26 protein-coding genes and 1 riboswitch are annotated in these 23,296 nt (G+C 25.9%); of the genes, 6 read left to right on the forward strand and 20 right to left on the reverse strand.

Annotation, left to right across the window (positions count from 1 at the left end; all coding sequences use genetic code 11):
• Together Q4E08_RS05400 and Q4E08_RS05405 are read right to left on the reverse strand one after the other, a co-directional pair.
• A partial coding sequence (locus tag Q4E08_RS05400; RefSeq protein WP_303129185.1) for a hypothetical protein occupies nucleotides 1-369 on the reverse strand: 369 nt, incomplete at its 3' end.
• 57 nt (nucleotides 370-426) lie between these two features.
• Nucleotides 427-1,308 (reverse strand): YegS/Rv2252/BmrU family lipid kinase, encoded by an 882-nt coding sequence (locus Q4E08_RS05405; RefSeq protein WP_303129186.1) that lies wholly within the window; start codon nucleotides 1,306-1,308, stop codon nucleotides 427-429.
• Nucleotides 1,309-1,514: 206 nt separating this feature from the next.
• On the opposite strand from Q4E08_RS05405, the gene pssA reads away from it, so the two are divergent.
• Nucleotides 1,515-2,045: a CDP-diacylglycerol--serine O-phosphatidyltransferase gene (gene pssA, locus Q4E08_RS05410; protein ID WP_303129187.1), complete on the forward strand. Its 531-nt coding sequence runs from the start codon at nucleotides 1,515-1,517 to the stop codon at nucleotides 2,043-2,045.
• Nucleotides 2,046-2,087: 42 nt separating this feature from the next.
• On the opposite strand, the gene Q4E08_RS05415 is transcribed toward pssA, so the two are convergent.
• The 6 genes from Q4E08_RS05415 to Q4E08_RS05440 form a co-directional block, all read right to left on the reverse strand.
• On the reverse strand, nucleotides 2,088-2,471 hold the full coding sequence (locus Q4E08_RS05415) for a hypothetical protein (protein ID WP_303129188.1): 384 nt from the start codon (nucleotides 2,469-2,471) through the stop codon (nucleotides 2,088-2,090).
• A 138-nt stretch (nucleotides 2,472-2,609) separates the two neighbouring features.
• Complete coding sequence (locus Q4E08_RS05420; protein ID WP_303129189.1) at nucleotides 2,610-2,855, reverse strand: hypothetical protein; 246 nt, start codon at nucleotides 2,853-2,855, stop codon at nucleotides 2,610-2,612.
• Between the two features lie 11 nt (nucleotides 2,856-2,866).
• Nucleotides 2,867-3,406 (reverse strand): rubrerythrin family protein, encoded by a 540-nt coding sequence (locus tag Q4E08_RS05425; RefSeq protein WP_303129191.1) that lies wholly within the window; start codon nucleotides 3,404-3,406, stop codon nucleotides 2,867-2,869.
• A 40-nt stretch (nucleotides 3,407-3,446) separates the two neighbouring features.
• Complete coding sequence (locus Q4E08_RS05430) at nucleotides 3,447-4,835, reverse strand: SpoVR family protein (protein ID WP_303129192.1); 1,389 nt, start codon at nucleotides 4,833-4,835, stop codon at nucleotides 3,447-3,449.
• Nucleotides 4,836-4,841: 6 nt separating this feature from the next.
• Nucleotides 4,842-6,023 (reverse strand): sporulation protein YhbH, encoded by a 1,182-nt coding sequence (gene yhbH / locus Q4E08_RS05435; RefSeq protein ID WP_303129193.1) that lies wholly within the window; start codon nucleotides 6,021-6,023, stop codon nucleotides 4,842-4,844.
• 9 nt (nucleotides 6,024-6,032) lie between these two features.
• Nucleotides 6,033-7,955, reverse strand: a complete 1,923-nt coding sequence (locus tag Q4E08_RS05440; protein ID WP_303129195.1) for a PrkA family serine protein kinase — start codon at nucleotides 7,953-7,955, stop codon at nucleotides 6,033-6,035.
• A 451-nt stretch (nucleotides 7,956-8,406) separates the two neighbouring features.
• On the opposite strand from Q4E08_RS05440, the gene Q4E08_RS05445 reads away from it, so the two are divergent.
• Entirely contained in the window at nucleotides 8,407-9,570 is a 1,164-nt protein-coding gene (locus Q4E08_RS05445) for a dicarboxylate/amino acid:cation symporter (protein WP_303129196.1), read from the forward strand.
• 212 nt (nucleotides 9,571-9,782) lie between these two features.
• Here Q4E08_RS05445 and recQ read toward each other — a convergent pair whose 3' ends face one another.
• Entirely contained in the window at nucleotides 9,783-11,549 is a 1,767-nt protein-coding gene (recQ, locus tag Q4E08_RS05450; RefSeq protein WP_303129197.1) for a DNA helicase RecQ, read from the reverse strand.
• Nucleotides 11,550-11,732: 183 nt separating this feature from the next.
• On the opposite strand from recQ, the gene Q4E08_RS05455 reads away from it, so the two are divergent.
• Nucleotides 11,733-12,092 (forward strand): SdpI family protein, encoded by a 360-nt coding sequence (locus tag Q4E08_RS05455; protein WP_303129198.1) that lies wholly within the window; start codon nucleotides 11,733-11,735, stop codon nucleotides 12,090-12,092.
• A gap of 36 nt (nucleotides 12,093-12,128) precedes the next feature.
• Here Q4E08_RS05455 and Q4E08_RS05460 read toward each other — a convergent pair whose 3' ends face one another.
• The 9 genes from Q4E08_RS05460 to sdaAB all read right to left on the reverse strand — a co-directional run bounded on the left by Q4E08_RS05460 (nucleotide 12,129) and on the right by sdaAB (nucleotide 19,102).
• A complete protein-coding gene (locus Q4E08_RS05460) occupies nucleotides 12,129-13,052 on the reverse strand; it encodes a sensor histidine kinase KdpD (RefSeq protein ID WP_303129200.1) in 924 nt (307 codons plus the stop codon).
• Between the two features lie 13 nt (nucleotides 13,053-13,065).
• The gene (locus tag Q4E08_RS05465) at nucleotides 13,066-13,803 is read right to left on the reverse strand and encodes an ABC transporter permease (RefSeq protein ID WP_303129203.1); all 738 of its coding nucleotides are present in this window, start codon (nucleotides 13,801-13,803) and stop codon (nucleotides 13,066-13,068) included.
• Nucleotides 13,796-14,716 (reverse strand): ATP-binding cassette domain-containing protein, encoded by a 921-nt coding sequence (locus tag Q4E08_RS05470; RefSeq protein WP_303129204.1) that lies wholly within the window; start codon nucleotides 14,714-14,716, stop codon nucleotides 13,796-13,798. Before Q4E08_RS05470 ends, Q4E08_RS05465 begins: the two co-directional genes overlap by 8 nt.
• A gap of 109 nt (nucleotides 14,717-14,825) precedes the next feature.
• Nucleotides 14,826-15,527 carry a response regulator transcription factor gene (locus Q4E08_RS05475; protein ID WP_303129205.1) on the reverse strand — a complete coding sequence of 234 codons (702 nt, stop codon included), beginning with the start codon at nucleotides 15,525-15,527 and terminating at the stop codon, nucleotides 14,826-14,828.
• A gap of 34 nt (nucleotides 15,528-15,561) precedes the next feature.
• On the reverse strand, nucleotides 15,562-16,071 hold the full coding sequence (locus tag Q4E08_RS05480; RefSeq protein WP_303129206.1) for a hypothetical protein: 510 nt from the start codon (nucleotides 16,069-16,071) through the stop codon (nucleotides 15,562-15,564).
• 137 nt (nucleotides 16,072-16,208) lie between these two features.
• Nucleotides 16,209-16,718, reverse strand: coding sequence for an energy coupling factor transporter S component ThiW (thiW, locus tag Q4E08_RS05485; protein WP_303129208.1), 510 nt, complete (start codon nucleotides 16,716-16,718; stop codon nucleotides 16,209-16,211).
• Between the two features lie 68 nt (nucleotides 16,719-16,786).
• Nucleotides 16,787-16,897, reverse strand: a riboswitch (TPP riboswitch).
• Nucleotides 16,898-17,458, reverse strand: a complete 561-nt coding sequence (locus tag Q4E08_RS05490; RefSeq protein ID WP_303129209.1) for a hypothetical protein — start codon at nucleotides 17,456-17,458, stop codon at nucleotides 16,898-16,900. It lies immediately after the preceding riboswitch.
• 82 nt (nucleotides 17,459-17,540) lie between these two features.
• The gene (gene sdaAA / locus Q4E08_RS05495; protein ID WP_303129211.1) at nucleotides 17,541-18,419 is read right to left on the reverse strand and encodes an L-serine ammonia-lyase, iron-sulfur-dependent, subunit alpha; all 879 of its coding nucleotides are present in this window, start codon (nucleotides 18,417-18,419) and stop codon (nucleotides 17,541-17,543) included.
• Nucleotides 18,419-19,102, reverse strand: a complete 684-nt coding sequence (gene sdaAB / locus Q4E08_RS05500) for an L-serine ammonia-lyase, iron-sulfur-dependent subunit beta (RefSeq protein WP_303129213.1) — start codon at nucleotides 19,100-19,102, stop codon at nucleotides 18,419-18,421. The genes sdaAA and sdaAB overlap by 1 nt, the downstream gene beginning before the upstream one ends.
• Nucleotides 19,103-19,327: 225 nt before the next feature.
• Between sdaAB and Q4E08_RS05505 the strand changes: the two genes are divergently transcribed.
• Nucleotides 19,328-19,810, forward strand: a complete 483-nt coding sequence (locus Q4E08_RS05505; protein ID WP_303129214.1) for a hypothetical protein — start codon at nucleotides 19,328-19,330, stop codon at nucleotides 19,808-19,810.
• Between the two features lie 49 nt (nucleotides 19,811-19,859).
• Here Q4E08_RS05505 and Q4E08_RS05510 read toward each other — a convergent pair whose 3' ends face one another.
• Together Q4E08_RS05510 and Q4E08_RS05515 are read right to left on the reverse strand one after the other, a co-directional pair.
• Nucleotides 19,860-20,207, reverse strand: coding sequence for a hypothetical protein (locus tag Q4E08_RS05510; protein WP_303129216.1), 348 nt, complete (start codon nucleotides 20,205-20,207; stop codon nucleotides 19,860-19,862).
• 176 nt (nucleotides 20,208-20,383) lie between these two features.
• On the reverse strand, nucleotides 20,384-22,042 hold the full coding sequence (locus tag Q4E08_RS05515; RefSeq protein ID WP_303129218.1) for a nucleoside kinase: 1,659 nt from the start codon (nucleotides 22,040-22,042) through the stop codon (nucleotides 20,384-20,386).
• 131 nt (nucleotides 22,043-22,173) lie between these two features.
• Here Q4E08_RS05515 and Q4E08_RS05520 point away from each other — a divergent pair, with 131 nt between their 5' ends.
• Complete coding sequence (locus Q4E08_RS05520) at nucleotides 22,174-22,905, forward strand: DUF421 domain-containing protein (protein WP_303129220.1); 732 nt, start codon at nucleotides 22,174-22,176, stop codon at nucleotides 22,903-22,905.
• A complete protein-coding gene (locus Q4E08_RS05525; RefSeq protein WP_303129222.1) occupies nucleotides 22,906-23,286 on the forward strand; it encodes a DUF4363 family protein in 381 nt (126 codons plus the stop codon).
• The last annotated feature ends 10 nt before the right edge of the window (nucleotides 23,287-23,296 follow it).

Genomic DNA, 23,296 nt, shown 5'->3' on the forward strand with positions numbered 1-23,296 from the left:
ATTTAGTATTATTTTTCCTTGACTAAATTTAATAAATATTACATATAAACATATACATATTAAACTTAATAAATATATTTTATTAAACGAAAAATTATCTATTCTAAAATAAACATAATAAATGCAAATTATAACTAACGGAACTATTAAATAATCTAAATATACTATTCCCTTCAAATTATATGCTAAAGATGAGTCTTTTACTATACTCATAAATAATATAGATAAATTTCTAATAAATATTCCAATCATACAAGGTATAAAAAATATTTTTATTTTTATAGGTGAATTTTTATAAAATTTATTTATTGCTATTAAAAATAAAAAAAGTATAAGTAAAATCTGTACATAATATATAATACTTATCATATTAAACACTCCTAAATACAAACTATGTTACTTATACTTATTAAATATTATTTTATTTTATTCCTTTAATCCTAAAACTTGTATTCCACCCTTTATACATTTTATATCAAGAGGGAAGTCAGGACCCTTTTCTCCATCTATATCAGTTACTATATCTTCATCACATTCTACTATAACTTCATCAGTTTTAAAGTGAATTACTTTATCCGATTCTAAATGATCTCCTCTTAATACTTTTAAAAAAAGAGGTAATAATTCTATAACAGGAACTGCTTTAAATAAAATTAAATCTAACTTTCCATCTTGTATATCAGCTTTAGTAGCTAAATTAAGATTTCCAGCTGTTCTACCATTAAAGACTAATAACAAATACATTTCCCCATTATAATTAACTTCTTTTGATTTTAAAGTTACATTTAATTTTCTAAAATTAGGTAACTCCTCAATTCCTTTTATATAGTAAGCAAGCTTTCCAATAGCATTTTTAAGATGTACATCAGTCTTCTGTGATACATCTGTAAAAAGTCCCGTACTTGCAACATTTATAAAATATTTATTATTTATTTTACCTATATCAACTTTTTGAGGTATTGAAGTAAGAATTCTAACACAAGCATCTTTTACAACTTGAGGCATATCAATAAATTTACCAAAGTCATTTGCAGTACCAACAGGAAGTATAGCTATAGGTATATTAACACCTTTTTTCATCATAGCATTTAAAACTGAATCTACAGTTCCATCTCCTCCAGCTATTAGTATATGTGCATAATTATTATCAATACAATCTAAAGCTTCACTTATATCTCTTCCTCGTTCTATTCTATAAGGAATTATTGTGTAACCATATTCTTGATATATTTTTATTATATTATCTAATTCATTTATTATTGCGTTCTCTCCAGAGTAAGGATTATAAATGAAACGTACCCTTTTCATTATTATTCCCCCTTTAGTCAAAGTTAACTAATATTATACATTTTTAAGAAAATATTGTCTACTTATATTTAACTTAAATACAATTAATAATTATTTCTAAAGTCTATCTAAAGATTTTATTAAAATTTAATTTTTTCTTATATTTAAGTAATTTGTATGCTATAATTACTAACTGTAAGTTATTTATGATTTTTAGGAGTGGTTATATGAAAAAAAGTTGTATTCCTAACGTATTTACTTTTATAAATTTATCATGTGGAGTTCTTTCTCTACTTTCAACATTTGAAGGCAAATACGTTCAAGCATCAATATTAGTGTTGCTTGCAGGATTAGTAGATAGGTATGACGGAAGAGTTGCTAGATACTTAAATGTGTCAAGTGAACTTGGAAAAGAATTAGACTCATTAGCAGACCTTGTATCATTTGGAGTTGCTCCTTCTATTTTAATCTATACTTTATTTAATTTTAAATATCTAGGACCATTTGGAATAATAGGTTATGCTATTCTTTTAGCATTCCCAATCTGTGGTGCATTTAGATTAGCTAGATACAACGCATCTACATTTACTGGTGTATTTACTGGAGTTCCTATTACAATAGTAGGTTGTTTTATGTCATTATTCGCAATTATATCATTTTATATCAAAATAGAAAATATAAACGTATTTATTCCAGTAATACTTATGATTTTAGGATCTTATTTAATGGTAAGCACATTAAAACTTAAGAAATTATAGTATTTTAATATCTCAGATATTTTTAAGTATCTGGGATATTTTTTATTCATCTTCATCTCTTATTGTATTTGCTGTATCATTAAATAAATTTAGCTCTGTATCTATTTCTGTCTGTATTATGCTCTTTATTCCGTTTTTTGCTTTTCCATTTGTATAACTATCAAATACAACATCATTTTTTATCTTACTATATTTTAAATAATTGTGTTGATGCTTATTTATAACATCCATTATTTCATCAATCTTCTCTCCAACTGCATCAACCCTATTAATTGCACTTTTAACTTCCTTATCTTTTCTTCCATATATATTATTAAGTTCTGCCGCACCAGCAACTAATAACCTATATGAATCAACATAGGACTTTAATAAATCAGATAATCTTCTAAGTTCTTCATATTGTACATCCATTGCTTTTTTTGGCATAAAGTACTCCTTCAAAATAGTTCTATATTTTTATATTATTTTTTTTTAAAATTTTTATTCCATTAATTTAAATACAAATTATTATACAAATTAATTTTATATAAAATAAAAATAGGGCTGCTAAAAACAGCCCATATATTACTTATTTAAAGTAATTTCATCTGAAAATTCTACATCAGTGTTTATCCATTTTAAAAAATCATCTTGTAATTTTTTATTATTTTTCATTTCTGTTTCACAGCTTATTTTATCTTTATATTTTAAGCATCCATTTTCATCTTTATTTCTATAATCAAATTCAATATCATTAAAATCTTCTAATTCATCATTTAATACATCTACTTTAAAAAAGAATTCATTTCCATCAGGATATCTACAATACATAAAGCTTCCTCCTATTTATTTACCTTACAATAAGGCTTAAAATATGCTCTCTCATATTTACATAATGGACAAACAGCAGGCGCTTCAGTTCCTTCATGTATATAGCCACAATTCATACACTGCCAATAAGTGATTTCATCAGACTTAAACATTTTACCTGTCCTTATTCTTTCACAAAGAGCTAAAAACCTTTCTTTATGTTTTTCTTCAACTTCTCTAAGCTCTCTATAAAACTCAGCAATTTCTTCAAAACCTTCTTCTTCTGCTATTTTTTCAAATTCTTTATAAATATTTTTATCCTCTTCATTTTCAAAATAAGCCGCATCTATTAAATTATCTTCTGTTGAACCAATTTTGCTTAAATATTTTTCAAAAACCTCTCTTGAATGAGCATATTCATTTCCTGCAGTTTCATCAAATATTTCTGCAACCCATCTAAATCCTTCTTCTCTAGCTTTTTCTGCATATAAATTATATTTACCTCTAGCTCTTGATTCTCCAGAAAAAGTTTTATAAAGATTTTTTTCTGTTTTACTTCCCTTTAACTTCACGGTAAACTCCTAATAATATTATTTTCTATTTATTTTATTCTTATCTTTTAAATTTGTTCCCTTCTGATATGGCTACCTTGCCATTCTCACATATAAGAATAAACTCTTCTCCATTTCTATCTTTAGTATTAAGTCTTACTCTATACCCCCAAAGCTTTCCTAAATACCTTAATGTTTCTTTAGCATAAGATAATTCTAGTTCTCTGCCGTCAAAAACATGTTCTAAAGTTAAAGTATAATCTCTCTTATTTAAGTCTATAACCCTAATATGAGGTATACTTCCTATTCCAGAAGAAAATGCTAAATTATCTCTTATACTTTCCCATCCTATATCATCTGAAACTTCTTCAACAACAAAATCAAAACTTCTTCTTCCATATTGAAAAAGATTAAGTTCCTCACATAATTCCTTTGTAAGATATCTTCTTATAAAAGAAGCATCTCTTTCAAGAGCTCTAACTTCAAATACCTTTTCTCTTCCATATCTTTTTTCTAAATCCATAAATATTTTAAAACCTATATAATAAGGATTTAATCCACCAGGTATTGGAGATACTACATCATTATGCCTTTTTAAAAACTCAAGATATAAATCTTCTGATAATCCTAAATTTTTTAATATATTATAATGACAAAAACATGCAAAGCCTTCATTCATAGTTTTAGTTTCTATTTGTGGTAAGAAGTATTCTGTTTCTCTTTTCACTATTCTTAAAATATTTTTTTCCCACTCCTCAAGTTTTCCATATTCTATTATAAAGCCAACTACATCATCTCTTGGCTCTAATGGAATCTTATCAACTTCTGGTTCTTCAATTTTAATATCACTATCAAGAAAATCTCTATTTACTATTTTATCTTTATAATCCTTTATTCTTCTATCTCTTATTTCACTATCACTTAATTCTTTTACACCTATAGATCTTTTTATGCTATATTTTACAGCATGAGCTGCATCTAATATTTTTTCTACTTTATCATATCCTATATTAGGATTATTTATATATCCTCTAATTATATCAGCATCTAATTTAAACATTTCTAATGCTCTATCAGCATTTGTTCCTTCTTTAAATAATCTATTATTTTTAAAAAAGTCATTATGTCCATAAACATGTGCCATAGTTAATATTTGAAGTAATAAAGTATTATCTTTCATAAGATAAGCAAGACAAGGATTTGAATTTATCACCATTTCATAAGGTAAACCAGTAAGATTTAATGAATATAAAGTTTTATTTTTCTCGTAAGCTTTTCCATAACTCCAGTGTGGATATTTAGAAGGCATACCAATATATGCTTCATATCCTATCATTTCATTAAAACCTATTACTTCAAACTCTTGAGGATAGTAGTCTAATCCTAAAGCTTTAGCTTCTTTTTCTATTTTCTCATTCCACATTTCTAAATCTTTTAAATTATATTCCAAGAAAATCTACTCCTCCCCCATCTCCTTACTTAGCATTTGTCTAAGTGCTTCCCATAAATCCTTTTTCTCTTTTACTATAACTGTAACAAAATTATCTTCTTTTATTTCTTTATTAAATCTATAATACATAGTTGTTGAATAGGTTGATGGTAAAAGTTCTGCATATCCAAACATATTACTAATAATACAAAGCTCTTTTACAGCTTCCATAGCATTTTCATTATCTTCAGTCCAGTTATCTCCATCACTTGCGTAAACAGGATAAATGTTCCACATCTCTTTAGGATATTTCTCTTTTATAAGATCTAAAGCTAAATTAAGTCCACTTGATATATAAGTTCCACCTGATTCTGCTTTATGGAAAAACTCATATTCATTAACTCTTTTAGCAACTGTCGTATGTGATATAAACTCAAATGCTAAATTATTATATTTTCTCCTTAAAAATCTAGATAATACAAAGAAAAATGACCTTGCTAAATATTTTTTTGTACTATCCATTGAACCAGATACATCCATTATAAACACCATAACAGCATTACTTTCTCTCTTTGGCTTTTGTTTAACTCTGTAATATCTTAAATCATCTTCTCTAAATGGAAATCTTCCAATATCAACTGGTTCATTATTATTCCTTAATTCTTTAATAGCTCTTTTTTTCCCCTGCTTTCTAGCTATTTTAGACATTACAGTTTTCTTTTTTGCAAGTCTAGGTCTTATACCATATCTTTGGTAACCACTTCTTCTACCTGCACTTTCACTTATTATTTCTGAATATTTTTTCTTATCTAAATTAGGAAGATTTAAATCTTCTGCTATATAATCCAATAATTCATCTAAAGTAACTTCTGTTTCATATATGTCATCACCTTCTGAATTACCAGCACCTTTATTGCCTTGACCTTTACCTGGTCTTCCTTGACCTATTTTATCTCCACGTTTTTCTTCACCAGTACCAGTTGCAACACCTTTTGAATTTTTACCATAAACAAACTGATATTCTTTAATTCCTCTTATAGGAATTTTAAATTTTTTATTTTTACTTTCTCCAATAATGCTTTCTTCAGATAAAATATCACCTAAATTCTCTTTAATGGATTTTTCTACTAATTGCCTATGCCTTCTTCTATCTTCAATAGATCTATCATGGTCTATTGGATTTATAGTATTATCTCTAAATATAGCCATAATTTTTATCTAATCTTTCCATAAATTATTAGCAGCATATTTTAAGATTACATCACAGCAATGTAGACAGTAACCATTTTTTTGCATTTCTTCTACCATAGCATTATATTTTTCAGTTTGCTCTTTATCTCTTACTCTTGATTTTGTTATTATTCTTGAAAGATCCTTGACTGATGCCATAAGCTTCTTTTCTATAGCTTCTTTAATTGGCTCATAAGATGTATATTCCATCTTTCCACCATTTCTAACTAAATAGAACATATATGATGTTACATCAGCTCTAAATCCTTTAGCTGATGATTCAGATACTCCTATTTGTTCTTCTATACTTCTCATAAATTCTTCATCTGGATTTAATTCTTCTCCAGTTGATAAATCTTTTATTTTACTCTTATTTACAAATGCTTCTGCATTATCTATATAATTATTAAAAAGGCTTTCTGCTTGTTCTCTAAACGAATGTATAAACGCCTTTGTAATTTCTTTTTCTAAAATTTTATTGTATTCTTTTCTAATTGTGTCTTGAATAAATCCTAAATATTTTTTCTTGTCATCAGATCCAATATCCATTTCTTTAACTGATTTAATTATGCTTTCCATTATACTAAGTGGATTTATACAATTATGCTCTGAGTTTGAAAGAGCATTATCTATTGCTTTAATTATAAATCTTGTTGAAATTCCCTTCATTCCTTCATAAGAACCTGCTTCTTCTCTAAGTTCTCCTATATCAATTCTCTTAGTTGATCCTTTTTCAACTATTTCTTCACCATTATATATTTTAAGTTTAGTTATAGGATCTACTTTATTTGAACCTGTAAGTCTTGAAAGAATCGCAAACATAGCAGCTATTTCAATTGTATGAGGTGCTATATGAGCATTAAAACTACTCTTTCCTAAAATCTTTTTATAAATTTTAACTTCCTCATCAAGTTCTAAACAATACGGAACTTCTATTTTCACTATTCTATCTAATATAGCTTCATTTGTATGGTCTGCTTTAAACTTGTTCCATTCAGCTTCATTTGAATGAGCTACAATTACCCCATCAAAGTAAATCATTGAACCTTTACCAGGTGAAGGAACTGATTTTTCCTGAGTGGCAGTAATTATTGTGTGAAGATATTCAACATCATTTTTAAATACTTCTATAAATTCAACCATTCCTCTATTACCAACATTAAAAGCACCATTTAATGAGAAAATTCTTGGATCATCTTCTGGATACATGTCCATTTTAGAAATATCAATTGAACCTGTTAAAATTGAAGTATCTTGGTTATTAGGATCAACTGGTGGAACTACACCGATTCCTTTTCTTGACCTTATAGAGAAATTTTTTCTCTCTATAAGCATATCTTCATATTTACCTCCATACTCATGTGTAAGTCTATATTTACATACTGGACATAAATCTCCTTCTATTTTCACACCAAGTAATTCTTCAAACTCTGGTCTTAAATGATTAGGAATTAAATGCAGAGGTTCCTCATGCATTGGACATCCCTTTATACTATAAATAGGCTCACAATGTTCAAGAGCTTTTTTTAATGATTCAACTAAAGATGATTTACCAGCTCCAACAGGACCTACTAAATATAGAACTTGTCTTGATTCTTCACCTCTCATTGCAGCTGAATGAAAGTAATTAACAAGTTTCATTAAAACTTTATCAATTCCAAAAAAGTCATCTTTAAAAAATCCATATTTTCTTATTACTTCATTTCCATAAATTCTTTTTACTTTATAATTATCTTCTCCCTTTAAAACTTCTACTCCATCTTTTAAAATAATGTCATAAAGCCTTTTATGAGATAACTTTGCAATTTCTGGATTCTTCTTAACTATTTCTAAATAATCAAGAAATGTACCATTAAATTTTTCTTTTTCTCGGCTTTCTCTATCACTTTTAATAAACTCTTTAAAATCCATATAGCGTCCCCTCCCTTTGTTAAAATATATTCATTAAGTAATATAATCTATACCAAAAATAATTAGAATTTATAACTTTTAACAATACCCATCTATTTACATTCTAAAAATTCTCATATATAATTTAAATATATTTTAATAAAATTAAATAAAATCAAAAACTTTGATTAGAAAAATATGGTCTATTTAACTTATACAGAGAATTGTCTTTTTAGCTGAGAGAGACTTTAAAGTAATTTACCAATACAAAGTGCCTCTATGAGTTCTTTAATTGAAATTTATTTAAAGTAGATTAAAGCGTGAACGCACGTTATAGCGTTATATAATTTTGAGTTATATGTTTTTACATATAAACAGAGTGGGACCGTGGAAGCTATTACTTCTGCCTCTGTATTTTGGAGGCAGAAGTTTTTTTATGCTTATAAAAATTTTATAAAAAGGGGGAATTTTTTTGAAAAAATTATTTAACAATTTAATTTTTAAGCTTCTTTTAGGAGTTGTCATAGGTATTATAATTGGTAATATCGCCTCTACTTCAGTAATTGGTGTAATAGTTACCATAAAATATATACTAGGACAAATTATATTTTTCTCAGTTCCATTAATAATTTTAGGATTTATTACTCCATCTATTGCAAAACTTAGAGAAAATGCAGGTAAACTTGTAATGTATACAGTTCTTATTGCTTACCTTTCATCAGTGTTTGCAGCACTTTTATCTATGATTGCTGGATATAATTTAATTCCTAAGCTTTCAATAGCTTCAAATGCATCTGGTCTAAAAAAACTTCCAGATTTATTATTTAAGCTAGATATACCACCTATTATGAGTGTTATGAGCGCCTTAGCTTTAGCATTACTTTTAGGATTAGCTACTGGTTGGACAAAATCAGATTTATTTGAAAAACTATTAGATCAATTTCAAAATATTATATTAAGCATTGTAAATAAAGTAATTATACCAATACTTCCATTTTTTATAGCAACAAATTTTGCTGCTTTAACATATGAAGGTGGAATAAAAACTCAATTACCAATTTTCTTTGTTGTAATTTTAATAGTTTTATTTGGACACTTTATTTGGCTTTCTGTTTTATACATAATAGGAGGAATTATTTCAAAAGAAAATCCTTGGGAAGTTGTTAAATATTATGGACCTGCATATCTTACAGCTGTTGGTACTATGTCCAGTGCAGCTACATTACCAGTGGCCTTAGAGTGTGCTAGAAAATCCAAATCACTTAGAGAAGATATAGTTGATTTCGCAATACCACTTTGTTCTAATATACATTTATGTGGTTCTGTTCTTACTGAAGTTTTCTTTTTAATGACAGTATCACAAATATTATATGGAAAACTTCCTAGTCTTCCAACAATGATATTATTTATATTTTTACTTGGAATTTTTGCAATAGGTGCACCTGGTGTTCCAGGAGGAACTGTTATGGCATCATTAGGATTAATTATAAGTATATTAGCTTTTGATGAGGCTGGAACTGCTCTTATTTTGACTATATTTGCACTTCAAGATAGTTTTGGAACAGCTTGTAATGTTACAGGAGATGGGGCAATTGCTCTTATGCTTACAGGTATCGCTAAAAAGAAAAATTTATAATTTTAAAACTTTAAAGTATAAATTTATTTAAATTATATTTAAATAAAAATAAACTAATAGAATATTATATAGATATAGGATAATTAGTATAAATTATTATAAATCCTATATCTATTTTTAATTTCTATCAGTTTACTTTTTTAAAAGTTATTAAAATTTTTTTACTTTATATTTATTGTATTTTCAAAATAATATAACCATAAATATAATCTCTATGTCATACTTTTTATTAAATTTATTATTTCTTCTCCATATTTTAAAAGTTTTTTTTCACCCATACCTCTAACTTTCATAAGTTCATCTTTATCTTCTGGCTTTTTATTTGCAAGCTCTATAAGGGTAGAATCTGAAAATATTATATAAGGTCTAATATTCTCTTTTACTGCTTTAATTCTTCTCCATGATTTTAAAGCATTATATAGTTCCTTATTTAATATCTTTTCACTATCTTTTTCAATTTTCATAAAAACTTTTTCTTCTGACTTTAATACTTTAATTGATTTATTATTTAATATAAGCATAGAATATGTTCCTGGCTTTAAATTTACATATCCAAATTGTATTAAACCTTTTATTATTTCTCTTATAAATTTATTACTATATTCTTTCATAAGTCCAAAAGTTGTAATACTATCTAATTTATTTTGTATTATTTTTGGTCCCTTTATTCCCCTTAATATATCAACTAAAACAGATATTCCAAATTTTTCTCTTGTTCTAAATATAGTTGATAAAATAATTTGACTTTCTCTTGTAAAATCCTGAATTTCATCGCTATTTATGCAATTTGTGCAATTATTACAAAAATCGTTAATATATTTATTATCAAAATACTTTAGTATAAATTCTCTATAACATCCCTCATATTCAGCATAATTAACTATAGATTGTAGTTTTCTAAGAGCTACTTCACGTCTATCAATTACACTACTTTTATTTATTAGAAACTCAACTCGCCTTATATCTTCTCTTGAATAAAAAAGATAGCAATCACATTCTTCTCCATCTCTTCCCCCTCTTCCAATCTCTTGATAATAGCTTTCTAAATTTTTAGGCAATGTTACATGAACTATATATCTTACATTGGATTTATCAATTCCCATTCCAAAAGCATTAGTTGCAATCATTACTAACTTTCTTTCATACAGAAAATCTTCTTGTGACTCATGCTTTAATTCATCAGACATTCCTGCATGATATTTTAAAACACTATATCCTAAATCTTTAAGATTTTCATATATAATTTCCACTTCTTTTCTTGAATTACAATATACTATTCCTGATTCATCTTCATGACTCTTTATTATACTTTTAAGTTCTTCTTCTTTATAAGCTTCCTTAAGTATATGTATATTTAAATTACTTCTATTTATATCTCCTAAGTATATGTAAGGTTTTTTTAATCCTAAAAGTCTTATTGAATCTTTTCTAACTTCATCTGTTGCTGTAGCTGTAAATGCAGAAACAACTGGTTTACTTTTTAAATTATCACAAAATTTATTTATATATCTATAACTCCGTCTAAAATCATGTCCCCATTCTGAAACACAATGTGCTTCATCTATAGCAACTTGAGATATATTTAAATCATTCATCATATTTTTAAAATAATTTGACTCTAGTCTTTCTGGCGATATATATATAATCTTATAAAGACCTAATGAACAATCTTTAAGTATCTCTTTTATTTCATCATTATTTAATGTGCTATTTATATAAACTCCATTTATGCCTATTTCTTTTAAATTATCCACTTGATCTTTCATAAGTGAAATTAAAGGGGATATTACAATAGTAATTCCTTCAAATAATATTGCTGGAATCTGATAACATATAGATTTACCACCACCTGTTGGCATAAGACAAAAAACATCTCTCTTATTTAATATAGTATTTATTATTTCAAGTTGCCCTTCTCTAAATGTTTTATATCCATAGAACTTATATAAAGCATGATAAACCTTCTCTAAATTATTCATTTTAGTCTATCCTCCTCATATATTTCATATAATTAGTTATACCATCTTACTTTAACAAATTCCACTTAAATATAATATTATTTTTACAAATTTAGTTAATTAAATTAACCATATGATAACATTTACATGATATAATATATATATAAATAAAAAACATTTCTCGTACTAAAAGGAGGAGATTTTATGAGTCCATTAAGTCATTTCGTTGATTTTTTATTACCAGTTGCAATGATAATCTTCGGGGTATTATTTGCTATCAATCCCCCAAGTGATATAAATGAAAATTATGGCTTTAGAACAAAGCGCTCTATGAAATCTAAAGAAGCTTGGAGATTTGCAAATACTCAATTAGGTAAACTCTGGATTATTCTTGGTATTGTTTCAATTATTTTTATTGGTATAATTAAATCAACATTAAATCTTACAGATGATTTAGTATCAATGATTGGTTTATTTGGAACATTATTCTCTATATTTATATCACTTGGTATTGTTGAAGAAGAATTAAAATTAAATTTTGATAAAAAAAATAAACTTAAATAAATTTAAAGTGGCGAAATATTTCGCCACTTTTTGTATTTATACAATCTTCCATTTTATAATTATAGAAATTATACTTAAATCTTCATCTTTTTCAGCCCATATCTCATGTCCTTGTTTTTCAACTAAAATTTTAGTTATAGCAAGCCCAAGTCCAGTATTTTGTCCTGTTCTCATTCTATCAACAGTAAAAAATCTCTCAAAAATTCTATCTACATCTATTTCTTCTATTTCATCTGTTCTATTAGAAAATTTAGTTATTATATAATCATTTTCTTTTTTTAATGATATGCTTACACAGTCTTTTGCATATTTTAATATATTATTAATTAAATTTGTAAATATTCTATTTATAGCTTTTTTATCGCCATATACTTTGTATGAGTTTTCATCTATATCTATACTAGGTTCTATTCCCTTACTTGATATTTCTTCATAAAAGGCTGCTATTATTTCACACAATATATTGTTTAAATTAACTTTTTCTATATCTAAGTCATACTCATTAGCTTGAAGTCTTGATAAATCATAAAAACTTGATATTAAGTTTTTAAGAACTATAGACCTTTTTTCTATTATATTTAAATATTCTTCTTTTACATCCTTATCAATACTTTCATCTTTAAGTAACTGAACATATCCAATAATTGATGTTAATGGCGTTCTTAAATCATGTGATATATTTGCTATAGCCTGCCTAAGTTCTAAATCCATACATCTATATTTTTCTTCTGTCTCTTTTCTTAAAATTATACTTTTATTTATTTCTATTATTAATTTTTCAATTTCTATACTAGGATATTTAATCTTAAGTAATTCATTTGTTTTTCTATTATTTAATTTTTCAACATCAAACCTTAGCGCTTTTATATTTCTTATTAGTAAAATTAAAAATATTATTAAAATAATAATTATAAATAATAAGAATACTATTATTATTCCTTGCAAATTAATCACCAACATCTATTTTCATAATTTATTTTATTTCCTGTCTATTAAATATAAATATTCCTATTGAAGTAAATATCACTGTATATATAATTCCACCTAAAACAGAAAATAATAAAGTTATATTACTTGTATTTATTGAGCCTACATTAGATAATAATGTAGTTAGCAAAATATTATTAAGAATATTAAACTTTTTCCATACAAAAGTCTCCATAATCCAAACTATACCACCTATATTTCCAATAACTAAATAATATATTAAATAAATTATTCCTCTTTTTATAGTTATAGCTAATAAATTTGCAATGGAAATTCCAGCTATATATAAAGGTATTGAACACAAAAATCTATTTATAATGTTGCTTAGCAAACTTATAGACATTCCATCAGATGGCAAAAACATTAATGCTATAATTAATGCTATTATACAAATAATCATACATATGAAAGCTAATATTATTTGAGCTATAAATTTTCCTAAATATATTTCAGTTCTAGTTAAATTTGACACTATAATATTTTTATATGTACCTTCTCTATAATCATCTAAAAAAACAACTGCAAATACCATAACAATCATAAGAATAAAATTAAAGGTCATTCCAAAGCTTCCTATAATAATTTCTCTTGTTATACCTTGACCATCAAAAAAATCAATTCCTAACATCATTAAAGCAATCAATCCTATAAGTGCAATAAGTAACTTATATATAAATGATCTTTTACTATACTTATAAAGCTCTGCTTTAACTAGATTAAGCATTTTTATCACCTCCAACTAATTGTAAAAAATAATCTTCTAAATTACTTCCAATCCTTTGGAGTTGATATACCTTTATACCTTCTTTTACTAACATAGAATTAACTATATAAGGTTCATTTATAAAATCATAAATTCTTAAATTATTTCCATTTAATACATCATAAGATTTACAGCCTAATTTTTCTAATACAACTGATGCCTTTTCAGAGTCGTCCACTTTTATAGATATATGATGTCTACATTTTTCCTCTAATTCTTCCGCTGATAATTCTTCTATAAGTACTCCATTATCTATAAATCCATAACATGTTGCAAGTTGAGAAAGTTCACTTAATATATGGCTTGAAATTAAAATAGTAGTTCTTTTTACTCTATTAAGTTCTATTAAAATATCTCTAATTTCTTTAATTCCCATTGGATCTAATCCATTTATTGGTTCATCTAATATTAAAAAATCTGGATTACCAAGTATTGCAAGAGCTAAACCTAATCTCTGCTTCATACCAAGAGAAAAATCTCTAAACTTTTTATTTCCTGTTTTATCAAGGCCAACAATTTTTAATGTCTTATCAACTGAATCCTTCTCTACAATTCCCTTTTGAATTCTATAATATTCTAAATTATCTTTAGCACTTAATTTTGGAAAAAACATTGGAGTTTCTATTATTGCCCCAATTCTCGAGTGTTCTTTTATTCTTTCTTTTTTATTTACTTTTCCAAATAACTCTATTTCACCTGATGTTTCATCTGTTAATGATGTAATCATCTTAATTATGGTTGTTTTTCCGGCACCATTTCTACCTACTAAACCATAAATATCTCCTTCTTTTATAGTCATATTAATATTATTTACTGCAAATTTATTTATATATTTCTTTGTTACATTTCTTGTAATAACTATATTTTCTCTCAAAATTTTTTCACCTTCTTATTAATGTTTATATATAGAGTCTAATGTAAATTTTAAAAGATATATTAAATTAAACATTAAGAAAGTCTTAATTAAATATTATTAGCATGTATTATTGTAACTTAAATCCAATTCCCCATATTGTTTTTATATAATCATTTTCTTTATCTATCTTATTTATTTTAGAACGTATATTACTTATATGTACATTTATAGTATTATCATCACCTAAAAATTCTTCATTCCATACTGATTCAAAAAGATTTGCCTTTGTAAACACTTTATTAGGATTTTCTAATAATAATTTTAATATTGATAATTCCTTTGCTGTTAAAGGTATTAACTCACCCTTAACTTTAACTTCTAATTTTTCCTTATCTAATTCAATTTCCTTATATCTTAAAACAACTTCTTCTTCAAACTTTTCTTGTGGAAATTTTTTGTACCTTCTAAGTTGAGCTTCAAGTCTTGCAAGTAATTCTTCTATATTAAATGGTTTTGATATAAAATCATCTGCACCTATTTTTAATGCATTTACCTTATCTATTTGTGACGTCTTAGCTGATATAACTATAATAGGCATAAATTTTTCTTCTCTTATTTTTTTTATTATATCTTCTCCGCTTATTCCAGGTAACATTAAATCTATAAGCACAGCATCATAATCATAAAGTTCTATGCATAATCTTCCTTCACTGCCTGAAAAAGCTTGAGTAACATTATATCCTTCTTTAGTTAAAATTCTATATATTAATCCATTTATATCTTGATCATCTTCAATTATTAAAATTCTTTCTTCCCCTATGTTTTTCATCTTATCCCTCTTCTTTCAACCTTTTTATAAATAATTATAAACTTTTAAAAAAGACCTTTCTTATATTATAAATTATAATAATTATAATTATAACTACCAAATAATTAAATATTAAACTTAAGTTATAACTGTGCCACAATACTGTGTCCATAATTCTTATATGTTTTCCAATTGGATACCAATCATAAACATTTAATGTTAAAGTATCAATATTATTTATATCATCAACAAAACTGCCCTTAACTAAAAAATCTACATACTTAGGTTTACCTAAATTAAATGTAGATAATTCTTTATATGGAGTATTTCCAATGGCATTAACTTCTGAATAATTTATATCATTTAAATTATTTACACTTGCATATGCTTTTATATAAGAAGAACCTTTTATAACTAATGGTTCCTCTTTATTTATATTGTATTGAACTATTAAATTAACTCCATTTCCATCAAAACATGTATAATCTGCTGCTTTCTTGTATGGTAAATATGGTATGCCAAATAAAATTATTAATAAAGCTATATTTATTATAATTTTTTTCACTGTAACACTCCTTTGTTTAGTAGTCATTTGTATAATTATATAAAGTAGCATTAAAATTTATTAATCTTTATAAATTCTATTTACATCTATATCTTATTTAATATTAATCAAAACATTTAAAAACTAATATTAATAATTTAAATATTATCTTTTTTGATAACTAATATTTTATTTATTAATGATATTTTCAAGAAGGCATATGCAAAAATTGCTCCAACTATACAGCTTAAGGAAAATGGTATTACATATAAGAATAATGATGCTTCTTTTCCAAGCAATAAAGATGCTATTGGATATGCAAGCATAGCACCTATGATTCCTGTCCCTATAAATTCTCCTATAACTGCAGAAAACATATTTTTAAACCATTTATAAAATAAACCTGCAAATAATGCACCAATCATACTTCCTGGAAAAGCTAACAAACTTCCAGTTCCTAATATATTCCTAATAAATGATGAAGAAAATGCATTTAAAATTGCAAACCAAGGACCTAAAGTTATTCCTGAAATAACATTTACAAAATGTTGAATTGGAGATATTTTTGCTCCAAACATAGGTATTGAAAATGTTCCAAAAAGTACAGATATTCCAATAAGCAATCCACTTAATACTAATTTGTAAGTTAAGTTTTTTTCTTTATTCATTATAAAATCCCTCCAAAATAAAAATTGAGTATAACCTTAAGGTTATACTCAATTTATTAAATATATTTATATTCATAAATAAGCACTCCCTACGTTGGTACTAACCATATCAGGTAATAAGGGTTTAGAAATTTTTAATTTCAATCTCAGCAAAACTTATGGCTCCCCTAGCTTTAAATTTATCTTTTTCTTACATCTTGTAATTCTCTTTTTAATAATTCTACTTCACAAACAAGATTATTTATATCAGACTTTAGTTTTTTTATTTCTTCTTCATATTTTATATTTTTATTAGTTGTAGTAGATTCTGTTGTGTTTATTGAACTTGTAGTTCCATCATTTGCATTATCTGGAGTTGGGTTTTGTTCACAAAAAGGATTTCCTACATTTTTATATTTTCTATTATAATATCTTCCTGGTCCATTTTGAAAATATTGTTGTTGTGCACTATATGTTAAAATAACTTGTCCTATTAACTCAAACCAGTTTCCTATAGAGTTTTGAATATTAAATGGCATATTTCCTGACATTACTTGACCAATTATATCTCCAATAAGCACAAACATTTGTGGATGTAAATCTTGAAATCCTCCTGGAACATCACTACACTGTTCATTTGGATCTGAACTTGCACTATTGTTAGAAGTTCCACTATTATTACAGTTTGAATTATTTTTATTATTAAAATTATTTTCAAATAATGATGAAAATTCATTTATAAATTCATTAAAATCATTCATTTCGTATAATCCAATTTAAATCCCTTAAATAGTACTTTCAGTTATTATAGTATTCTAAATAACCATTCTTATTACTATATATTTATTCTTCTCCAAAAACTTTTTTTCTAAGCTCAATTCCTGTCTTTGTTATTGCAACTCCCCCCATTGCAGTTTCTCTTAATGATGGTGGTAATTGTCTTCCTACTTTATACATAGCTGAAACTGTATCATCAAATGGAATTTTTGATTCTACTCCAGCCATAACTAAATCTGCTGTACAAAGTGCACTAACAGCTCCTGCTGCATTTCTTTTAGCACAAGGAATTTCAACAAGACCTGCAACTGGATCACACACAAGTCCTAATATATTTTTAAGAACTATTGCAGCAGCATCTAAACTTTGCTTTGTGCTTCCTCCCATCATATATACAGTAGCTGCTGATGCCATTGCAGCTGCTGAACCACATTCTGCTTGACAACCTCCTTCTGCTCCTGATACTGTTGCATTCATTGCTATAATAGTTCCTATAGCTGCTGATGCAAAAAGCCCCATAATAAGTTCATCTTCTGTTTTATTTAACTTACCACCAGCTGCCAATATAACTGCTGGAAGTATTCCACATGAACCAGCTGTAGGACAAGCAACTATTCTTCCCATTGATGCATTAACCTCTGATGATGATAATGCCATTGCCATTGCAAGTACTGTTGTTGTACCAGTTAATGTTTTATTTGATTTTAAATATTCATGTATTTTATATCCATCTCCTCCAATAAGTCCACTTACTGAATAAACTTCCTTTTCCATTCCTTCTGTAGCAGAATCAATCATAACTTTTATAGTTTTTCTCATTCTTTCTATAACAGTTTCTCTTGAATCGCCTGACTTTTCCATCTCCATCTCAATAGCATATTCTGCTAAAGAAATATTTCGTTCCTCACATATTTGTAAAAGTTCTTCTCCACTTCTTGCTTGCATTATTCTTCACCTTCCTTAACAGGATTTATCATTATTACTCTGCTTATATGTTCTATATTCTTTATTTTATTTATTGTTTCATCATCAATTCCATGATCTAATTCAAAAACCATATTTGCTCCTTGTCCCTTTTGCTTTCTAAACACACTCATAAATGCAATATTTATTCCTTTATCATAAAGAAGTGTAGTTACTTTAGATACAACTCCTGGGACATCTTTTTGAGCTATTATAAGTGTTGGATAATCTCCAGTAAATTCAACTTTATTTCCATTTACTTCACTTATTTTTATTCCACCACCACCAATTGATGAACCAATAACTTCTCTTCTTTCTCCTGATTTAGTTATCATATCAAATTTAACTGTATTTGGATGCACATCTCCTAAATCAACTTCTTCAAAAGAAAAATCTAATCCCTTTTCTCTTGCAATATTTAAAGAATCTCTAAGTCTTTTATCACTTGGCTCCATTCCAAGTATTCCTGCAACTAATGCTCTATCAGTTCCATGTCCTTTATATGTTTTGGCAAATGATCCATGAAGATAAAATATTACCTTTATAACTTCGTCTCCTGCTACCGCTCTTGCAACTTTTCCAAGTCTTGCAGCACCTGCTGTATGAGAACTTGAAGGACCAATCATTATTGGACCTAAAATATCAAAAACACCTACATTGTTCATATTTATCACCTTATCCTATGAATAAATTTTATAAACTAAAATATTTTTTATTATTTAATGAAATACTATTATTTAGTTATAGTTTAATCCATTATTATAACTTTTATCAATACTATTAAATACAGTCATTAAATTTTATTTTAAAAGCTGTTAATTTATTGTTCATACAATGATGTTATATTTAACTTACTGTTAATGCAATTTAAAATTAAGGGGTGAATTCTTATGGATTTATTTGTAATTATAGAATTAGCTTTTATAATTATCTATTCATTTGCTATTTTAAAGAATTATTTTAAAAGAAATGCACTAAAAAAAGAAGGACCTTTTGTAGTCCTTAAAAATTATAATTTATCATCAATTATATATATAATTATACTTGCTGTAATAGCTTGTATTTATATGATGTGTGTTGATCAAAGTTCAATGATTGAGAAGGTATTATCATTTATAATAATATTACTTTTAATATTAAATATATTTATAAATTCTAAATTATTACTTACACATGGTTCACTTTATTATATGTATTACAATGTTCCTTATAAATCAATAAACTTAGTTAAATATAAGGAAAAATCAAAAGAAAGTTACTTAATTAAATTAGAGTTTGAAAAAACAGTTTTTAATTTTTCTATGAAAAAAGCATCTTTTGACGATTTTTATGAAGTATTAAAATATAAAAAAGTAAAAGTAGAAAAAGCATAACAGATTTAAAGGAGATTATATAAAAATATATAATCTCCTTTTTATTTAACTATTTTTTTAATTTTAATCCACTATTTTTATTATTTCCAGGATTAAATAAACTTTCAAAGAAATTATCAAATCCATCATCTTTTAATTCCACTACTGAATCATCATTTACATAAAATTTACTCATTGTTGATGTTATTAAATCAAATTTCTGTATATTATTTTCTTCTAATAATACATTATAAAGATAAGCTAAATGATTTTGAAGATACTCTTGCATTTCTTTTATTTCCTCATCAGTTAACTTTCCTTCCTCATAAAGTTTTTTTACTGGTCCATTTCTAAATATAAAATATGCTGATGACTTTGATATTGTTTTTATGTAATCTTTAACTTCTTTAGTTTCCATTCCTTACACCTCATTTATTTTTTCTATAATAATTTAACTACATTTGTACTAAATTAACAAGTTTCTCTCTTATCTTCAATTTATTATTTTTTAGTATTTATAGTACTACTACCTTTTTTAATTATATTACTATATAAAAATTCTAAAATAAAAAGAGGCTTAAAGCCCCTTTCATTTTAATATTTATAAAAACAACTACCTCCAATAAATTCACGTAGTATTGAATTTTCTGGAACTTTATCTATTGCTACTTCTTTAAAGAAATTTAATAATGATATAAGCCTTTTAGCCTCATTATATACACTACTTTCTTTTGTTATTTTTTTTAGTTCATTTAAAGCATATGGTTTTAAAACTGAAAGCTCATAAACAAGTGTTGAATTAAACATATCATCGGCTTCTTCTTGATATATAAAAATATTTTTCTTTTCTCCATTTTTTATTGAAGGCCACATCATTAATGTTTCTTCTCCACCATATCCTCTTGATAAAAAGTCTCTAACTATTCTTCTTATTTTTCTTACATCAGTTGTTGGTATTCTATTATGATTATCTAAATTTAATTGAGTTAAAGCAGAAATATATACTTTATGCTTATATTCATTTCCTATTGATTGAGTTAATACAGGATTCAAAGCATGTATACCTTCCAAAACAAGTATTCCATTTTGAGGTAACTTAACTTTATGTCCACACCACTCTCTCTTTCCTTTTTTAAAGTTATATGTTGGTATTTCTACTTCCTCACCATTTAACAACCTTTCTAAGTGCTCATTTAAAGTTTTAAGATCTACTGAATATATTGATTCAAAATCATAATCTCCATTTTCATCTCTTGGACTATCTTCTCTATTTACAAAATAATCATCTATACTAAGAGGAACTGGCATAAATCCATTTACTCTTAGCTGTATACTAAGTCTATTTGCGAAAGTAGTCTTACCAGAAGATGATGGTCCTGCAATTAATACCATTTTAACTCCGCTTTTATCTGATATTCTATCTGCTATTTCTGCTATCTTTTTTTCATGAAGTGCTTCAGAAACTAATATTAAATCTTTAAGACCATTATACAGTATCTTTTCGTTTAAGCTTCCAACTTCTCCAACATCTAATATTGATAACCATTTTTCTGTTTCATAAAATATATTAGATAGTCTTTTTTGTTCCTTATATGGTGGTAAACTATTTAAATTATCCTCAGTAGGTCTTCTCAATATAAAGCCTGGCTCATAAAACATTAAATCCCAAGCTTTTATTACTCCAGTTGAATATGCCATTTCTCCATAAAAATAGTCATATCTTCCTTCTAATTCATATAAATTTACATTTTCAAAATCTACACTTTCTAAAAGTTTAACTTTATCATCCATCTTATAATTTTTAAATATATCTATCGCTTTTTTTCTTGATACTTTTATTTTATTTATAGGTATATCCTTTTCTATAATATTCTTCATATTTTCTTTTATTTTTATAATGTCATCGTAACATAAAGCTTTTTCTTTATGAATTTCTCCAAAAATGCCTTTGCTTATTGAATGCTCTATTGTTATTTTTGAATCTTTAAATAAATCTAATGCTGCTTTTATAAAAATAAATTGTAATGTTCTTGTGTACACATTCATTCCTTCTACAGTATTAAAATAAACTTTTTCTAATGTTCCACTAGAAGGTATTTCCTTCATTAGTTCATAATACTCACCATTAAATTTACATAATGCTATATCTTTTTCTTCATCTTTATAATATTTATCTATAAAATCTTTAAACCTCAATCCCTCATCTACTGATACAGAACTTTTATCTTCTAATGTTATATATAATTTTGTCATATATACTCCTCCTGTAGCTATACCTAGTTTTAATATAATTATATTACTTTTTATTCCCTGATAAAACTTATTATATTTATATTTTGAATAAAACACTTAAATTTACAAATATTATTTATGAGGTGTTATTTATGTTTAATATTTTTTTTAGAACAACTATTTTATATATAATAGTTGTAATAACAATGAGACTTATGGGAAAGCGTCAAATTGGCGAACTTCAGCCTTATGAGTTTGTAATAACTATAATGATTTCAGATTTAGCTTCTATACCTATGCAAGATGCTAGGCTTCCTCTTATATTAGGTATAGTGCCGATAATAACTTTATTGCTTTTAAAGGGATTATTATCCCAAATACAATTAAAATGTCAATTTGCAAGAAGATTAATAGAGGGTGAACCTGCTATACTTATTTATAAAAGTAAAATAATGTATTCTGCTCTTAAAAGTCAACAAATTAATATAGATGAACTTATGGAGGAAATTCGTTTACTTGGTTATTTTGATTTGGAAGAAATACAATATGCAATATTAGAAACAAATGGTCACATATCAATATTACCTAATACCGTTAGTGGTACTTCTAATTCCCAAACTTCTCAAACTCAAAATCAATCTAAAGGTAATAAGGAAAATAGTAAATCTAATCAAACAAGTCCTAAACTTCCTAAAATATTAATCTCAGATGGTAAGATTAATAAAAATCCTTTAACTAAGGTCAATAAGGATGATGAATGGATAAAAAAAGAATTAAAAAAATATGGACTACACGATATTAAGAAAATTTTAATTGCGCTTTATGATACAGAAGGAAACTTTAAATATCAATTGTTTGATAAATACACAAAAGGAGGGAATTAAATGAAAAATATAATAGTATCTTTAATATTATTTTTAACAGTTACTACTTTCATTGTTTTCTCTGACTCAAAAATTCAAACACTTTGTTCAGATATAATTTCTAGAAGTAATAAATTAGAAGAAACAATAGATAACAATGATTTTGAAACTGCTTATAATTATAGTGTAGAATTACTCGATTTATTAAAATCAAATGCTTTTATCTACACAATATACCTTAATCATCTAGATATAGATTCTATAATTGATGAATCAGTTAAACTTACTGTTCTTGTAAAATCAAAAGATCTTAGTAATTCTCTCGTGAGTCTTCATTTGATTAAATATAATGCTGAAAGATTAATGAAATTACAAAATATAACTATAGAAAATATATTATAAAAAAATCTTC

Origin of the sequence: Clostridium sp. (assembly GCF_030532265.1) — a bacterium.
Classification (GTDB): domain Bacteria; phylum Bacillota; class Clostridia; order Clostridiales; family Clostridiaceae; genus Clostridium.

What these genes read in the sequence shown, in the direction of transcription:
- Q4E08_RS05405 (WP_303129186.1), bottom strand. Translation starts at nt 1,308, where the DNA reads ATGAAAAGGGTACGTTTCATTTATAATCCTTACTCTGGAGAGAACGCA.
- pssA (WP_303129187.1), top strand. Translation starts at nt 1,515, where the DNA reads ATGAAAAAAAGTTGTATTCCTAACGTATTTACTTTTATAAATTTATCA.
- Q4E08_RS05415 (WP_303129188.1), bottom strand. Translation starts at nt 2,471, where the DNA reads ATGCCAAAAAAAGCAATGGATGTACAATATGAAGAACTTAGAAGATTA.
- Q4E08_RS05420 (WP_303129189.1), bottom strand. Translation starts at nt 2,855, where the DNA reads ATGTATTGTAGATATCCTGATGGAAATGAATTCTTTTTTAAAGTAGAT.
- yhbH (WP_303129193.1), bottom strand. Translation starts at nt 6,023, where the DNA reads ATGGCTATATTTAGAGATAATACTATAAATCCAATAGACCATGATAGA.
- Q4E08_RS05440 (WP_303129195.1), bottom strand. Translation starts at nt 7,955, where the DNA reads ATGGATTTTAAAGAGTTTATTAAAAGTGATAGAGAAAGCCGAGAAAAA.
- recQ (WP_303129197.1), bottom strand. Translation starts at nt 11,549, where the DNA reads ATGAATAATTTAGAGAAGGTTTATCATGCTTTATATAAGTTCTATGGA.
- Q4E08_RS05455 (WP_303129198.1), top strand. Translation starts at nt 11,733, where the DNA reads ATGAGTCCATTAAGTCATTTCGTTGATTTTTTATTACCAGTTGCAATG.
- Q4E08_RS05460 (WP_303129200.1), bottom strand. Translation starts at nt 13,052, where the DNA reads ATGTTGGTGATTAATTTGCAAGGAATAATAATAGTATTCTTATTATTT.
- Q4E08_RS05465 (WP_303129203.1), bottom strand. Translation starts at nt 13,803, where the DNA reads ATGCTTAATCTAGTTAAAGCAGAGCTTTATAAGTATAGTAAAAGATCA.
- Q4E08_RS05475 (WP_303129205.1), bottom strand. Translation starts at nt 15,527, where the DNA reads ATGAAAAACATAGGGGAAGAAAGAATTTTAATAATTGAAGATGATCAA.
- thiW (WP_303129208.1), bottom strand. Translation starts at nt 16,718, where the DNA reads ATGAATAAAGAAAAAAACTTAACTTACAAATTAGTATTAAGTGGATTG.
- Q4E08_RS05490 (WP_303129209.1), bottom strand. Translation starts at nt 17,458, where the DNA reads ATGAATGATTTTAATGAATTTATAAATGAATTTTCATCATTATTTGAA.
- sdaAA (WP_303129211.1), bottom strand. Translation starts at nt 18,419, where the DNA reads ATGCAAGCAAGAAGTGGAGAAGAACTTTTACAAATATGTGAGGAACGA.
- sdaAB (WP_303129213.1), bottom strand. Translation starts at nt 19,102, where the DNA reads ATGAACAATGTAGGTGTTTTTGATATTTTAGGTCCAATAATGATTGGT.
- Q4E08_RS05505 (WP_303129214.1), top strand. Translation starts at nt 19,328, where the DNA reads ATGGATTTATTTGTAATTATAGAATTAGCTTTTATAATTATCTATTCA.
- Q4E08_RS05510 (WP_303129216.1), bottom strand. Translation starts at nt 20,207, where the DNA reads ATGGAAACTAAAGAAGTTAAAGATTACATAAAAACAATATCAAAGTCA.
- Q4E08_RS05515 (WP_303129218.1), bottom strand. Translation starts at nt 22,042, where the DNA reads ATGACAAAATTATATATAACATTAGAAGATAAAAGTTCTGTATCAGTA.
- Q4E08_RS05520 (WP_303129220.1), top strand. Translation starts at nt 22,174, where the DNA reads ATGTTTAATATTTTTTTTAGAACAACTATTTTATATATAATAGTTGTA.
- Q4E08_RS05525 (WP_303129222.1), top strand. Translation starts at nt 22,906, where the DNA reads ATGAAAAATATAATAGTATCTTTAATATTATTTTTAACAGTTACTACT.